Annotated in this window: 10 protein-coding genes; 3 read left to right on the top strand and 7 right to left on the bottom strand. The window is 46.7% G+C overall.

Going from position 1 to position 15,709, the window contains the following annotated elements; genetic code table 11:
• Positions 1–58: 58 nt before the first annotated feature.
• The 7 genes from KXJ70_RS15755 to KXJ70_RS19610 form a co-directional block, all read right to left on the bottom strand.
• Entirely contained in the window at positions 59–2,137 is a 2,079-nt protein-coding gene (locus KXJ70_RS15755; RefSeq protein WP_219044488.1) for a DUF1302 family protein, read from the bottom strand.
• Between the two features lie 51 nt (positions 2,138–2,188).
• Positions 2,189–3,193, bottom strand: coding sequence for a WD40/YVTN/BNR-like repeat-containing protein (locus tag KXJ70_RS15760; protein WP_219044489.1), 1,005 nt, complete (start codon positions 3,191–3,193; stop codon positions 2,189–2,191).
• Between the two features lie 48 nt (positions 3,194–3,241).
• A complete protein-coding gene (locus KXJ70_RS15765; protein WP_219044490.1) occupies positions 3,242–4,630 on the bottom strand; it encodes a DUF1329 domain-containing protein in 1,389 nt (462 codons plus the stop codon).
• Between the two features lie 44 nt (positions 4,631–4,674).
• A complete protein-coding gene (locus KXJ70_RS15770) occupies positions 4,675–7,152 on the bottom strand; it encodes an efflux RND transporter permease subunit (protein WP_219044491.1) in 2,478 nt (825 codons plus the stop codon).
• Positions 7,153–7,214: 62 nt separating this feature from the next.
• A complete protein-coding gene (locus KXJ70_RS15775) occupies positions 7,215–7,544 on the bottom strand; it encodes a 2Fe-2S iron-sulfur cluster-binding family protein (protein ID WP_219044492.1) in 330 nt (109 codons plus the stop codon).
• Between the two features lie 54 nt (positions 7,545–7,598).
• On the bottom strand, positions 7,599–8,498 hold the full coding sequence (locus KXJ70_RS15780; RefSeq protein ID WP_219044493.1) for a metal-dependent hydrolase: 900 nt from the start codon (positions 8,496–8,498) through the stop codon (positions 7,599–7,601).
• Positions 8,499–8,823: 325 nt separating this feature from the next.
• Positions 8,824–11,607, bottom strand: a complete 2,784-nt coding sequence (locus tag KXJ70_RS19610) for a winged helix-turn-helix domain-containing protein (protein WP_219044494.1) — start codon at positions 11,605–11,607, stop codon at positions 8,824–8,826.
• A 482-nt stretch (positions 11,608–12,089) separates the two neighbouring features.
• Here KXJ70_RS19610 and KXJ70_RS15790 point away from each other — a divergent pair, with 482 nt between their 5' ends.
• Genes KXJ70_RS15790 through KXJ70_RS15800 form a run of 3 tightly spaced genes read left to right on the top strand, consistent with a single transcriptional unit; the run spans position 12,090 to position 15,667 of the window.
• Positions 12,090–12,563 (top strand): styrene oxide isomerase, encoded by a 474-nt coding sequence (locus KXJ70_RS15790; protein WP_219044495.1) that lies wholly within the window; start codon positions 12,090–12,092, stop codon positions 12,561–12,563.
• A 60-nt stretch (positions 12,564–12,623) separates the two neighbouring features.
• On the top strand, positions 12,624–14,075 hold the full coding sequence (locus KXJ70_RS15795; protein ID WP_219044496.1) for an aldehyde dehydrogenase family protein: 1,452 nt from the start codon (positions 12,624–12,626) through the stop codon (positions 14,073–14,075).
• 2 nt (positions 14,076–14,077) lie between these two features.
• A complete protein-coding gene (locus tag KXJ70_RS15800) occupies positions 14,078–15,667 on the top strand; it encodes a class I adenylate-forming enzyme family protein (RefSeq protein WP_219044497.1) in 1,590 nt (529 codons plus the stop codon).
• Positions 15,668–15,709 lie beyond the last annotated feature (42 nt).

Below are 15,709 nucleotides of genomic sequence, written 5' to 3' on the forward strand. Positions count from 1 at the left end.
TTGCTTCCGACCAAAGAAAGGCCAAAGCCTCCCATGAAATTGTAAATATCGAGCCAGATTAAAACTGCATGGTTACCCGCAAGGAGAGTTCATCTGCAAAATCAAGAGATGAAATCATATTGGTATTTGGGTTGTCGCCCCACACATTGCCATCGATGTGGTTATAAAAAGCTTCAACAGTTAAGCCTCTACCAGGATTCCATCGCACGCCCGGTTGAAACAGTATGCCGCCATCAAGATCAATCAATGTCGCCAACTCAATTTCAAATATCTTATTGGCAGTCGGCTGCAGGAAGCCAAACACGATGTAGCTTGCATTACCGGTCTTGGCATCTTTTAGCGTTGTTGTATCACCGGGAGACAAACTGTCGAGACCAACACGGCCGTAGCCACTTAGGTGACGCCCCACCAGATCACTTCGATTTTTTGTCAAGGCTTGAAAAACGATATACGTACCGGGAAGACTCTCGGAAAAGCGATGCCATTTATCTACCACGATCGCCACTGTGTATTCATCCTCTTTAATTGCTTGTCGCGATAGTGTCGGGTTTGTAAATGTGCGCTCCGGGGTATATTGAATTTCTAGGTTAAAAATTAACTGGTTCAGGAAGTTGTTATCACTTTCGTTTACATAACTGGCACCTAAGGCGAAATCGTTCTCGCGATGATAGGTGCGCTCTATATGCCCGCGCAAACTGCCACCGGCGGCAATGAAGAAGGTGTTGAGCTCAGCAACTGACTCACTGACATTTCCTGCAACAGAAGCATATATATCGCGAGCACCGTCAAACTCGTTAACTGCGGCATTCAAACCTCCGATTGCATCCAGCCTTGCCAGTGCTGCATATTGGAACCACTCGTCAGCCGAATACACGCCGCCAGGATTGACCGAAAACGATGAGTTAGCCATCGCCTCACCGGAATCGCCATAAAGTCTGCAGGTAGCTGAGTTATAGATTGGGCAAGCGACGGAGTTGGCAGGTAATTTAGCGTTGTACGCGGTGTTGATTACACTTCCAACTAATCCGCTCAGCGGTTTATTTACGCCGGACTTGGTCCAGGCAAATGTTCCCTCCGTAGCATATCGGCTTACAAAAGATGCTTGCCAACCAAACTGACCGTAATCACCTTTAAGACGGAATCCGCCAGAGATCTTGTCGTCGTAGCCACCTGATTCATAGGTGTCGTGAACCGTGAATTGAGACGGGATTATATTGTATGGCGTATTCGGGTTGCCGAATACCGAAGGCTGAAAGCGACCAACATAGGCGTCCAGTAAGATATCGCTGTTCAGCTGATAGGTCGCACGCAGAGACAACATGGGAACACGCTTGTCTGAAAATTCCTCCAGCCCTCTATCTAACAGGGAATGGCGCCGTAAATCTAAACCATTGGGCGTATCAAAGACTCGAAAGAAGATGGCTTGTCCCCAGGCAATTTGCTGATTACCTAAACGCAAACTTAAATCGCCCGAGGCGTATTCAAGCAAGAACGTAGGAAAATAGACTTGATAGTTGCTTCCGGTCCACTCCAGTGGATTTGGATTACCACCCTGGTCGGCAAGGTAATCAAAGTAGCTGGGAGTACCTTCATACAGCGCTGAGTTTGCATGCGGGCCAGATTCTAACCCACCTTGAAATCCCGCCACATCATTCGCATCGAATGCGTCATACACTTCCGGATCAAACATTGCTCTTACCCTGGCAATGAATCTCCACTCATAATTGAACTGCATATTCATTTCAATTTCTGTACGAACTACAGCATAGTTAAAATCGTTCGACGTCGACTTTACAAAATCACCGCGCCTTACCGTATCCGCGAAGGGCAGCGGTGTAGTTCCCCATGCCCCCACGCCACCCAGGCCCAGCAAACTGCCAACGCCACTAAGAGGATTAAGCGCAGGTGGCAGAAATGATTGACGTGAAGCATTCTGATTATTCTGAAGGTTTCCGCCTTGATTGTTCGGATTTTCCTCGCCGCTGGTACTCCCCGCGATCTCCGCACGAACAAAGCCGTTAAAAGACACATCAAAATCTTCAAACCAGCCATCATCCGCTATTACTGGGCCGCTCAGCACGACACACAAGGCAAGGGGTAAAACCAATGGGCGACCAACTACTCGAAATAACGTCATATGAGATATCTCCTGAATGGTATTATTTTTTTGTGTAAGACGTTTTTAAAACTATCTTCTATAATTTATTTTTATAATGTTTGAGTTATTACCGACCACAATCACATCCTCGGTGTCAGCCGATATGGCAACCGCCCCGTACCAACCTGTATTGACATCCAGGCCCTTTACGGATGTCCAACTCTCGCCATCGTCATAACTTAGCAATATTTCTCTCATTCCCGGCGCAACAACCAAGCCGGAATGAAGGGATGAAACCCCTAAAAGATTTTGGTGCGTGGCGGGTTTTACGACATCCCATGTGTCGCCGTCATTAAGACTTTTGAGAACGTAGCCCTCTTGGCCAACCGCGAACGCTGTGCCGTCATCGCGAATCGTAATGGCGGACAAAGTGGAGGAAACGCCGTTCTCCGAGCTACCGCCGGCGTGCTTAACAACCCAGTTCTCACCAGCATCCTCGGACACCATTACCAGGGACAGCTCCCCGGCGACCCAGGATTTCCCTTCTTCATTTATCTGAACACCGTATATATTTGGCTCAAATAGTCCGCCAAGACGCATATCCGGGTCATAAAATTTGTCACTCCAATCCGGCGATACGTCTTTCCAGGTCTCACCGCGGTCAGAGGAATTAAGGATCAGTCCAAATGCACCGACGGCCACGACCTGTCCCTTACGATTCATATCGACATTAAAAATTCGTTCCTGTGTGCCACTTTCAACCTTGTGCCAGTGACCTTCGCTGTTGCGGACTAGAATGACGCCGAACTGACCGACGGCAACCGCATTGGCACCACTAAAGCTCACTCCCAATAGCGAAAGCGCACTATCATTAAGCTCCAGAAGCCAGGTTTTGCCGCCGTCATCGGTTCGAAAAATTTGGCCACCGGCACCAACGGCAAAACCATCTCGACCGTTTAACGTGACATCAAACAGCGCCTGATGCGGTGTTCCGCCAACAATCAAGCTCGCGGTAATATTCTCGGCGACGACAACACTGGAGGCCGCAATCACAACCATTAACAGTACCCAGCACTTCTTCAATTTACTTATCATTTCTATAGCACCTTAAAAAACGCCGCAGCGCTAACTGCGGCCAAACAATTACACCTGACCTAGGCGCTGCAGTGCTTGCTGGGTAAAGAAGCGGCTATATGCCTTATCATGGTCGAAGCTGAACTCCGATTTATGGCCGCCTTTATTTTCCTTCTGGTGTGCCGCGCGACTCATACGACGAGTTTGCGCATCAAAGGAGTGAATGTTTATCCACGACCACGCCGGGGATTTTCCATCTGGTCCCAATACAACCTTGTCGCCGAGTTTGTATTGCCCAAAGTTAGTTTCAAAGTTAACCCACGGCTTGTCTTGACGATCAAATCGTATGTTTCCGCAGTACATATTATTGCGCATATCGATGTATGCCAGACGTCGCCCTACTGGCGCACGTGGGTAACCCACTGGCTTAGATTCGAGAATTGCGACCTCGGGTGACAGTTCATAATCGGTGTCCCAAAAGGTATCTCCGTTCGGCCCACCATGCGTTCCCGCACGCCAGTTCTCGTCATCGCCATTCCACTTGGCATTGAAACCACCAAGCATCGGTTTGCGCTCTATGACTTTGTAATCACCCCATGTCAGCATCGGGTCACCTGCCGCCCACGGATCAGACAAGAACCAGGTGACACCTGGAATAAGCGGCTCAAAACGCTGATTGGTTGGGAACTGTCTAACTCTGCGGAACTGTGGCAAGTAGCCGTACAGTTCCGGGAATTTAGCTTGATCGTAATACCACGTTGAAAGGAATGAACTGCCGGCAACATCCTGAGTAGACGTAAAATAAACAGTCTGGAAACGCAGCAGGTCTTTCATGTTTCTGAATACGGTACCATCTAACCTCGCCTGCACTTGAAGTTCAGCCCAGATAAATTCGTAATCGTAGGCCTTGGTGCCGTCGGGATTGAAAACCGTATCGTTGATAGCGTATTGATTGTAATCGGCACGCCCCCAGCTCATCGCAAGATTCGCCTGAATTTCCGCGCCGGTTTTTGGACTTGGGAAGGGCAATCCACCGGTCCAGTTTTTACCGTCTTTGGTGATTACATTACCCTGCTTGTCAAAAATTGCCGTAACACCATTGTTCATATTCTCAATGGTTTTTGCATGAAACTCCGCCGGAAACATGACACTGAAATCCGTGGTCGTAGGTCTAATCTTTATTCTACGCCCCATGGTTTTAATTTGGTCAAACACAATGGGATCTAGCAACTCCTTAACAATGTCTACGTTATCTGCTGTTAAGTAATCTCCAGTGTTAATTTTTCCCTTGGTATACATGTCTATTGACATTATTTCGTCAGGATAGGCCTTAGCGAGGTCCGCACCTGCGGCGAAAAGCTTATCCAATGGCATAAGCACACCAGCGGCCGCACCAACCGCCATGTTCTTAAGAAGTTGACGACGGCCATAATTGTGGTCATATTTTTTAATTATCATTAATCAAATCCTCTCACTTATTATAGAAATAATTATCTTCGCAACTAATTAATTACTAGATCGACATTACCTTTTGATGGATAAACCTTATTCTTAACTTCGCTTACTTCTTCTAATTGCCTGGTGAAAATACTTAGATCTATACTTTCGCCAACCATAAGATCATCTCGTGTCGCAAACCTAGGCTTAATAAGCCAAATCAATAGCGGCAGCACGACTAGCGACAGAATCATGTTAATCAACATTATCGCCACCAGAAGCAAGCCCATATCTGCCATAAACTTAAGATCCGAAAGCAGATACCAAGGCATTATTCCTAGCAGCATGATTGATGCTGTAAACATAATTGCTTTACCCGTAGTAGTAATGGACGTTGTAATTGCGCTCGCCCAACCCACGTCCTCTGAGTATTCCTCACATATTCTCGACATAAGATAAATTCCGTAATCTATCCCCACTCCGACACCGAGAACGGCAACCATCACGGAGTTAATATCCAGGCCAATGCCCAGAATATGCATTGTTGCGGAGAGCATGAAGTTGGATAAATTTACCGGGATTAGAACAATGACTGCGGCGACAAAGGATCTATAAGCAAAGGCAACAACCCCAAAAATAGCGAGATTCAGTAGCGCTAAAATCACCCAGTGATACCGGCTAACAACGGAGTTCATAGCTTGTTGCAGCGCAATAGTTCCGGAGCCCATTCTTACCGTGAACTCAGGATGATCGGCACCAACTTTATCAACAGCATGCTGCGCACTAGCCAGCGCGGCATCAACGGTTTCCTGCTTATTGTCTTTGTACCAAAGTGATATTGTTGAGTTTTGAAATTCATAATCTGATATATGCGAGAAGTTCACTGGGTTAGTCCCAAAGACCACCGCCGTTCCCGCCGCTCGAATAGCTGAAACCGTCGGATCCAGCGGCAGCCATTTCGGATCCCCGCCGGAAAACAGACGATTTGCCTCCATCATATAATCGGCAAATGACAGCGTTGCTCGCGGGGACAATACCGGATCATTTTCTACTAGCGACTGGATTTCCAAGGCAACTCGCACTACTTCCGGTGTCCTGGCAACACGATTACTGACATCACGGGTTTTGGCTTCGAGAATTATCTCCAGCGTATTCACACCCGGAAAGTGATTATTGATCGCCCGGATAGCAGTATTGTATTCAGAGTCTTCCCACAGGAGATTGGAACCCTCAACCGGATTTCCGATTTCAATTCTCATTGCAATAACAATAGCAACCACGCCAACTAAAGCGGTGACAACGGTTGTAACTCGCGCAGCTTTACCGTGTGTGCATTTTGCTAGTATACGCAGAGTTTTAAGCTGTAGAGCCTGAACACCCCTGGTGTCATCCTGAGACGAAAGACGTTCAATATTTCGTGGCGTCGGCAAGTATGACAGTACAATTGATATTAAGAAGACCCCGGTCGGAATGATACAAATCGCCCAGAATCCACAGAACAAAGCAAATCGTTCCATTGCAGGTATTGGCGCCAGGGCGATAAATATGATGCCTAAAGCATCGGTGATAACCCCCAGAATTGAGGGTGCCATCATGACGCCCATTGCTACTTCGGCAGATTTCCTTTTATCCTTTAGATGTGCATAAATCTCGTAGTATCTTTCACTAAACTGAACACAGTGTGAGAAGGATCTGGCAACCAATAGCAGTGGAACAATCATCAACAAGGGCTCTATCGGCGCGGATATCCACCCCACCAAGCCAAAACCCCAAACTGCTGCTACCGAACTGCAAATAATGGGCGTTAAAGTACCGGCAATATTACGCATGTACAAAGCCAGCGCGACAACCAAGGCCAGCAATGTAATGCCAAATATCATGTATGTTTGTTCTTGCAGCTTATAAACCCAACCCGTCAGGATAGGCTGCCCAACCACATATACCTCATGATTATCATCGCGATATTTAGCTGCCAATTCCTGTACTGATGAAAAAACAACATCATAATCCAGGAGATTTTCCAAGAATGCAGCCGTGATGATGGTCGCCGTTTCATCACCTGAAACGTAGAAGGTGCGGACATTGGGGCTTTGCTCAACTCGGCGACGAAAATCATCCAGTGCAGCCTGCGAAGATGGCACGGTGTCTTCCATCAAGGGACGCATATCTACGCCATTTGGCGTAGCTTCTGCGTAACGCGCTTTCTCAGTCGCTATTGAGATAAGTGAGTCGTGGTTAATTCCAGGCACCAGATCTATCGCGCGAGTAAACTCCCATACTTTACGCAATGTATCGGCATTATAAATATCGCCGGTCGTGCGCTTAATCATAACCGTTACAGTTAAGGGATTACCGAAATTAGGATGATCGCTAAACACCTGAACGTAGGGATCATCTTTAGGTAGTAAATCCGAGAATATGGTTTTTATGGTTAGCCCACGCATTCCCACAGCAAAAAACACGGTAATGCAAACAAAACAAAATACCGCTATCAATCTGTTACGCATCACCCATGCAGCAATACGAAATCGATAATTATCCATTGTTAGACCCTATATTTTTATACTTTATTATTACTATTCTCATCATCAAGCCGCGCTCTAGATCAGACCACCACGCGCACACGTAAACCTGAAAACGCCGCGCCCACTTCTAACTGGCAACTTAATCTTTGCGCCGAACCATCGTCTGCAGCAAACTCCAACATGGCCGACTCCATTTCATCCGGGTCGGGAAATAACCCATCGATATTAGTTTCGGCGTATATTCGGCAGGTACCGCAAGCACAGCACCCGCCGCAATCAGCGTCGATTCCCTCAATCATATTGTCTTTAGCAACCGACATAAGACTTACACCAACACTTGCAGATACCGTTTTTTCCACACCACTACTTTCTATAAATATAATATCCACTTTTTCTGAATTACTTTTCACCTAAATATCATTCCCAGCTAAAGTTACTGAATTAAATTCGAATTACTTTTGGTGTTACGCCACGTTCATTATTTCGGCCATGCGCTGACGGTCGATCTCAAGCACATCACCTCCACCTTTCTCGTATCGGCGCCAGGCAATTTGGATTGGATTTTGGATCGTATTCACTTTTGGGTGCAGCCTTGGGTGATAATCTCTTTTGAATACAGGCAGTGCTGACTTAAGGAATCGCCCCAAAGTAGTAAAGCAGAAACACATTTTTTGGGTGGCCACAAAGGGGTTTCTTAGCCAACCCTCTACTTTTGCCATCGACCAATAGCATTCAATGGTTTCTTTTGCGATATGCACCAAGGCTGACAACACCATCCATTTTCGATACCACTCAAATTCGCCATACAAATATTTATAGACGTCGAATGCCACCGCTCCATGCTCAACTTCTTCAACCTGGTGCCACATCCACAAGGCTTTCATCACGCCGTCGCTGTCCTTAAACCACTCTTCGTGCTTGTCTAAAATGATGATTCCGCCAAGGAATGTGAATGTCTCATATCCTGCAGTGAAGCCGAGTAAGCGCCTCATATCGTCATTCTTTGCATGGTCCGAAAAGTACTTTCGCGCTCGCTTATCGTAGTACTCAATTTCAGGATATCTTTTTGACAACCACTGATTTACGGAAATAAAATTTTTGGCGTGATGACCTTCTTGACCGATAATGGCGGACACGTCGCGCAGTAGCGACTCGTCTTTTATAAGCTTTTTAGCCAAAGATAATGCTCTCACCAGGTAGCGCTCAAAATACGGAACATGCACTCCCAGCGAATTAATGAATAATGAGAATTCTGGCTTAGTTCGGCTCCACAACGGGTCGTTAAATTCGACTTTATTCAAATCAAATTGAAGGGGACGCACCGGAAAGCCATCCATTGGATGACCACAAGAAAGTGTATTCATGGCTACTCTCCTTAGTTCTTATGTTGCTAGGATTACACAATCAAATGGAACCAAGACAAACCGATAGATGGGGTTTAGTAAGTTTATAAAACCACACCCACACCTAAAGGTTGGGTAGCACGCACATAAACACAACAAAAACATTACATATCAATCAGTTACGACAAACTTTATTCGCAACCATTATGCTTAAAATAAGCAATAAATATGGTGATTTTCTTAAAAAGGAGGGCAAACCCCCTCTATCGAGCTGATAAAACGCTAGCCTCTAAAGCTAAACTTGCTCAGATACTGACTATCTAGCTCAGATAGAGCGCGGTTTGAATCAGATAAGATTTATCTTTCTCGCGTAGGCTGCCGCTGCAGTTCTGCTACGCACTTCGACTTTCTGATAAACATTATGGAGATGCCATTTAACCGTCGCAATTGATAGCATTAACTCTCGTGCAATATCATTGTTAGTCATTCCCGCACCAACTAACTTAAGTATATCCACTTCGCGGTTAGTCAACTCGCAGCTATCCCCTTCATACGACTCAGATTTGCTATCGCCGACCGTATCTCTCGCATCACCATTTAAAAGACGGAGCAGCCGGTCTACAAACTCATGCTTTACACTAAGCTCGCCACTTAAAATTCCATTGGCGCGCTTGGCTTGCATTTCCTCCAAGATAGGCACAACTCGGCGCCCAGACACAACAATTGGATAAGCGTGATCTTCTAAGCAGGCCGCAGTGATGACTTTATCCAATTCCCTGGCACTCTCTTTTTTACTGCCAAGTTGCCATAGTGCTACTGCTTTCATTGTTCGCAAGGTATACAACTGGCGCATGCTCTCGCTGTACTTCATCTGGGTTAAATTGATGAGCTTCACAATGATTTTGTAGGCCTCTTCGACCTTATTTTCAGCTAGATACAAGCGAGCGAGAAGTAGTTGCGAGGTGTCCGAAAAAGCGGGTATTAGCTCTTCCGGCACATCCTCTTTCTGAATATTGAAGAAATCATTTCGCAGCGCAGTCTCCCTTGCCGCCGCGGTCTGATTATCCCAAATCTGAAGTTCAATCTCCTCTGCGACTAAGCCAAAATGCAAGCGTGGCTGATTGGTCGTTAACGCGGTTTCTTGCCCCTGATGTAAGACCTGGCGTGCTAGATCTAAACTTCCAGCCCACGCCAACTGTCGCGCTTCATTGCGAAATGCCAGTAACAATGGCTCAACTGGGCCGTAAAGAGAGAGAAAGGAGCGACCATAGTAGGAATTTCTCTTAACGAGATTAAAGTTACATTTTTGCACATTAATATCGGTGTGAATGAAATCCGCCATTGCACAAAGATATATATTATTGTCATCTATTGGTCCTGCTTTATAAGATGCTTTTGATGCACTTTCAAAAGCCATCCGCAGCTTACCCATTTCAATATTTGCGACACCTTCTACGAATTCTGCCCATAAAGACGCGTAATTAGAGCCCGCCTTAATGCTGTACTTGTATCCCTCTGCCGCATGATGCACGCTTTTCAGGTATTCTCGCCGGCCGAGCAATGCGTAACCCAAGCAATTATGGATAGATGAGATATTAAAAAATTCCGTCGAAGGGATTTCACTCAGCGCACTCTCGCACAGTGCGGAGCTAGTCACTAATTCATCCGCGCATACTGTCGCAATCGCCTCTGTCGATTTGGCCCGCCAATAACACTCGTCTTTATCAACATCACTTAGTGACCACAAGAACAAGCTGGGATCCGCCAATCCGGCCAATACTTTCCGGCAAAGGTCGACTGCGTTTTCAGGATCGCGACTAAATGCACTAGACCATGCATGCACCAGTAAAAGTCTTGGACGATTGGCATGGTATTCTGCCGGCAAACGGCGCATCCAATCGAGTACGGTATAGTGATCTCCCCGCAGTAAGGCAAAATCTGGCGCTCTAGTCGTTATTAAATCCGCCGCCTTTTCAAAACTTTTCGATGTTAAATAATACTGTATTGCCTCGGTAAGCATGTCTTCATTTTCGCACCATTTAGCCGCGTTAATGCAGACCTCTTTATACTTAGCCGGATTCACCTTTTTAAGCTCTGATCGCAGAAAATCAGCGAATAAATGATGGTATCTAAACCAAACCGCTTCGCGATCCTCGCTTACGATGAAAAGATTATTCTTATCCAGATAATCCAGCATTGCGTGGCCATTAGCCAAATGACTAACATGGTTGCAAAGACTGGCGGAGAATCGAATTAAGGGGGAGGTAAGTAAAAGGAACTCTCGCACTTCTGAGGGCAAGCCCCCCAGCACGGTCTTTAACAGGTACTCTGTTAGTGATTTGTCCTTTCCCGTAAATCCTTCAATAAATGTCGTCACCGATTCAGTGGAATTTGACATAGCCAGGGCAGCTAGCTGAATACCAGCCACCCACCCTTCGGTAGATCTATGTAGGGTTTCCGCCGACTCAATAGAGCACTCAATATTATGGATACTCTGTAAATACTTGACGATTTCACTGGCCGTTAAATTGAGTTTTTCCTGTTTTACTTCCGTTATCATCCCCGAAACCTGGCGACGACTTAGATCGAGCGGCAAAGCGTTTCGACTCGCAATCACCACGCACATATTCGCAGGCGTATTGGTAATCAGTTTATTCCAAAATCGAACGATATCCGGGTTATCGATGAACTGAAAATCATCTACAAACAGAACGAATTTGCTTTTAATCGATATTATTCTGGCTAACAGCGAGTCAAATAGGGCGTTGTAATTCCTGGAGGGGTTTGCCTTAAGAAAGGCCAATTCACGAGTAGCGCTCTTGGGATCTAGATTGTATATGCTGGCTATGAGGTACTTATAAAAAATAGATGACTCATTGTCGTCCTCATCCAAACTCAACCAACAACAATACTTACTGTTCTTTTCGGAGTTACTAAACAGCTCGGCCATCAAGGTGCTCTTACCCGAGCCAGCGGAAGCCACAATAGTCAGCAAACCCGTGCCTGATGTGTCACACACTGCGCGCTGAGATAACTGATCTCTCGTAAGCGCCTCTGCTCTTATACTAGGCGGCTTAAGCTTCGTTTCGAGAATTTGAAACTGACTAAATGTTAACCCAACTTCATCCACAAAATATTATCCTTATTATTAATCCACCTAAGGTGAATTTTTATGCCGTACAGCACAGGTGGTAGTCATTCGCTTTGCCAAAAAACCGTCCGCTGACAATCCGAACACATTTTAGTCACTAAAAATGTGATTCAGCGCATCAAACTTACTATCGACACTGACATTGCATTGATTCACTGACACGCCGCAGCAAAGTTTTACCATCGCGCGCCCGCCAAATCGCTGGCGAGTCACCCACGCCAATGCCGGCACAATCCCCAATTACGGCTACCCAAGCCACGTATCACGCAGCGGCGCCCAAAATTCGTACAACTATGATTGACTAATAAAAATATATCAATCCCGACACTTTGATCGGGTTGCAAACCTGGAAACTTATGTAGGATAGGCCTCAGTAATAACAATACAAACGACACAAGCAGCTCCGTTAATCGCAGAGCTATTGTGAATTCGGTCTATACGACATCAAATGGGGCTACAAAATGCAACGTCACTATTCAATTAGCTTAATACGCCACGGGCTAGCAGCCATCTTGGTTTCCTTAGTAACTGGCTTTGTACTTATTTTCTCTATGCTCGGCGGCGCGTCCCTCAGCCCCATCCCCGTTCTTATCGAGTTCACCGTGCCAGGTAGCACCGCTGGCTGGCGCACCGTGCATATCGGGATGATGATGAATGGCATTATGGCGGTAGCCCTTGGATGCGCAATGCGTGCCGTGTATCTAAACGATACCCAAGGCTTTCGCGTTTTTATGGGGACAATAATAGCTGTATGGGCCAACTTTATGTTTTATCTTTTTGGCATGTTCGCGCCCAATCGCGGATTGACGCTTGAGTCAAATGTCCTCGGTGAAGCGAGCTTAGCCGGCGCGCTCGCGTTTTTCCCGGCCTTAATTGGCGCAGTAACTCTGTTCTACGCCGTTATTTCGATGCTCCGCGCCGAACCTTCTGACTAACACCTCCGGCAGCAATTAGAACCACCGCCATTTTACTCACCATTGAGAAACGGAGAACGTATGAGCATATTAAATTTGAATGACCGGCCGGCGAGCGCCGACATGCCCTATGACTTTATCTCGACCTTTCATCAACAGAAAGCCGCGTTTGAGAACAATAAGTTTCCCTCTTTAAACGAGAGAAGGCGCCAGCTTAAAGCACTTAAAGAGGCGCTAACGGACAACAGTGACGACATCATTGCCGCACTATCCAAGGACTTTGGCAGTCGCTGCACGGAAGAAACCAGACTGTCTGAGATCAGCAATAGTGTTGGTAATATCGAGTACGCAAGCCGACATTTGGCGAGCTGGATGCGAACACGATCGCGCGGAACCGGTATTTGGTTTTTGCCCGGCGAGAACAAAATCGCCCCTCAACCGCGCGGCGTGGTCGGCATTATTGTTCCGTGGAATTATCCTATAAACATTGCTGTTTCTGGCTTAGCATCTGCTATCGCTGCGGGCAATCGCTGCATAGTCAAAATGTCTGAATGCACGCCAGCCTCAGAAAACGTACTTCGAAAAATTATCTCCAGCGTATTCGACAACGATCACATTTCTATCGTGGGCGGTGAAGCGGATGCCGCAGCCGCCTTTTCGGCACTGCCATTCGATCACTTAATGTTCACCGGCTCAACACGTGTTGGACGTTTCGTTATGGCGGCCGCCGCTAAAAATCTAACCCCCGTTACGCTAGAGCTGGGCGGAAAAAGCCCGGTCATAGTCCACGACCAATACCCTATTGATGAATTTGCAAAGCGGGTACTCTGGGGAAAAACCTATAACGCTGGCCAAACGTGTATCGCGCCTGATTACGCCTTGCTCCCAAAGGGAAGTACTGAAAACTTTAAGGTGTGGATAAGCAGGCACTTTCGCAACCATTTTCCGGAGGGTATCTCCTCTAAGGACTACACATCAATAATCAACACCGCAAACTACGATCGCTTGACGACCTTAGTCAATGAGGCTGAAGCTGAAGGTGCCACCATTATCCGCATGGAAGACCCGACCCCTGCACACATCGCAAGCCGCAAGTTTCCACTCACGCTGGTGATCAACCCGAATCTCAATAGTCGCGTTATGAAGGAAGAGATTTTCGGTCCTATCTTCCCAATCATTGAAGTCGCATCAACCGATGAGGCAATTTCATTTGTTAATGAAAGAGAAAGACCGCTTGCTCTGTATTTATTTTCCAATTCACGTCGCCTGCAAGAACAGGTGCTGGAATCTACCCACGCCGGAGGAGTGACTATTAACGACGTGATGATGCAGTATCTGCAAGCCGCACAACCGTTCGGGGGAGTTGGCTCCAGTGGATTTGGGTCATATCACGGCAAGGAAGGATTCACCACTTTTTCTCATATGAAGCCGGTCTTCAGACAGCGCGGAATCGGGCGTTTCACCGGTATTAAGCTTCTTTACCCGCCGTATGGAAATATCGCTCGTCGGCTAATTTCGTTGATGGGAGGCTAACAATGACTTCCGGTATTCATCCCTTTTCGTCAATTAATTTCTACTGCGAAACGCGCCCCCATGACATTGCAGTGGCCGACGAAAATGGTAGTTACAGTTTTGCACGCTTACAAATGAATGCCTGGCAAGCAGTAAACGGGTTTAGATCACTGGGTTTAACTCAGAATGATCGTATCTCACTGATCTGCAAAAACCGCTACGAGACGCTCGTTCTCTTAGCGGCGGCATTACTTGGTGGCCCCGTTATTGTTCCCATCAACCGCAGGCTTACCCGCAGCGAACTTTGCTGGATCATCGATGATGCTCAATCTAAGTGCGTCATCATGGACGAAGAAACCGCTACCCTGCTGGGCGACATCGAGTGCCAAAACGTATTTATTCTAAAAGATAAATCGAGTAGTAATCCTGAAATTGGGCTATGTTTTGCTCGCTGGTTATCGGAACAGTCCGTCGAGAAAAATGAGCTGCTCTTTACACCCCGGCGGGACTACCTTCAAGTGTATACCTCCGGCACCAGTGGTTTCCCTAAAGGAGTAGTGCTGACCGAAGGAAATTGTGTATCCCAGCTAATAGCAATTTCACTTACCTTTGATATCGCTATTCTACCCAATGAAAAAATGTATCAAACGCTGCCGCTGTTTCATGTAGGTGGCATCTTCATCTCATTGCTGTGCCTAAGCAAAGGCGCAAGGTTGATATTGAGAAGTGAGTTTAATCCCCAGGCGGCGTGTGAACTGATAAGCTCCGAAGAGCTTGAACATGCGACGCTAGTTCCCGCAATGATCCAAGCTTGCACGTCATTGGGTGACGGAAAGAATTATGACTATCGCAGCCTAAAAAGTATTATTTATGGTGCTTCGCCAATAAGTGAGCCGGTACTGCGCGCAGGGCGTCAGCACTTCGCATGTGATTTTGTACAGATTTATGGAATGACTGAAACCCATAGTGTTATATCGATGCTTGGCGCGAGAGCTCACAAAGAAATTTTCGACTCAAGGGATTCTTCACTGTTTGGCTCGGCGGGTCATCCTATCATTGGAAGCCATATTCAAATATGCGCCCCAGATGGCAGTGAAGTCGCCCAGGGGGCGATAGGCGAAATAAGAGTAAAATCTGACCTGGTTATGAAGGGGTACTGGAATAATCCAGAGGCTACAAATGAAGCTATCCAGAATGGCTATTTGCTCACTGGCGACATCGGCCGTATCGACGAGCGAGGCTATCTTTTTGTTGTCGACAGACTGAAGGACATCATCGTTTCAGGTGGTGAGAATATATCGTCCCTGGAGGTTGAATCCGTCCTCATGCGACACCCAGCTGTTGCCGACGCCGCTGTCATCGGCGCACCTCACGAAAAATGGGGCGAGATTGTTCTGGCACTACTCGTTGTAAAATCACAGGTGAATGCCTCAGAGATATCAGAATTCACTCGCGAGTATCTATCCGGATTTAAGGTACCTAAACTCATTGTCTTTATCGATAGTATTCCGCGCAACGCAGGCGGGAAAATACTGAAGCGAAAACTGCGAGAATCCTATGCTACACCCACCGAAAGCGCACCATTATTAGCCAACGCTGAGGCCGCAAATTAATTCGCGGTTATAAGCGTTCTAATAGAAAACGTCGAAACGCGG

This window comes from Zhongshania aquimaris, from assembly GCF_019312595.1.
Classification (GTDB): domain Bacteria; phylum Pseudomonadota; class Gammaproteobacteria; order Pseudomonadales; family Spongiibacteraceae; genus Spongiibacter; species Spongiibacter aquimaris.

What these genes read in the sequence shown, in the direction of transcription:
- KXJ70_RS15755 (WP_219044488.1), bottom strand. Translation starts at nt 2,137, where the DNA reads ATGACGTTATTTCGAGTAGTTGGTCGCCCATTGGTTTTACCCCTTGCC.
- KXJ70_RS15760 (WP_219044489.1), bottom strand. Translation starts at nt 3,193, where the DNA reads ATGATAAGTAAATTGAAGAAGTGCTGGGTACTGTTAATGGTTGTGATT.
- KXJ70_RS15765 (WP_219044490.1), bottom strand. Translation starts at nt 4,630, where the DNA reads ATGATAATTAAAAAATATGACCACAATTATGGCCGTCGTCAACTTCTT.
- KXJ70_RS15770 (WP_219044491.1), bottom strand. Translation starts at nt 7,152, where the DNA reads ATGGATAATTATCGATTTCGTATTGCTGCATGGGTGATGCGTAACAGA.
- KXJ70_RS15780 (WP_219044493.1), bottom strand. Translation starts at nt 8,498, where the DNA reads ATGAATACACTTTCTTGTGGTCATCCAATGGATGGCTTTCCGGTGCGT.
- KXJ70_RS15790 (WP_219044495.1), top strand. Translation starts at nt 12,090, where the DNA reads ATGCAACGTCACTATTCAATTAGCTTAATACGCCACGGGCTAGCAGCC.
- KXJ70_RS15795 (WP_219044496.1), top strand. Translation starts at nt 12,624, where the DNA reads ATGAGCATATTAAATTTGAATGACCGGCCGGCGAGCGCCGACATGCCC.
- KXJ70_RS15800 (WP_219044497.1), top strand. Translation starts at nt 14,078, where the DNA reads ATGACTTCCGGTATTCATCCCTTTTCGTCAATTAATTTCTACTGCGAA.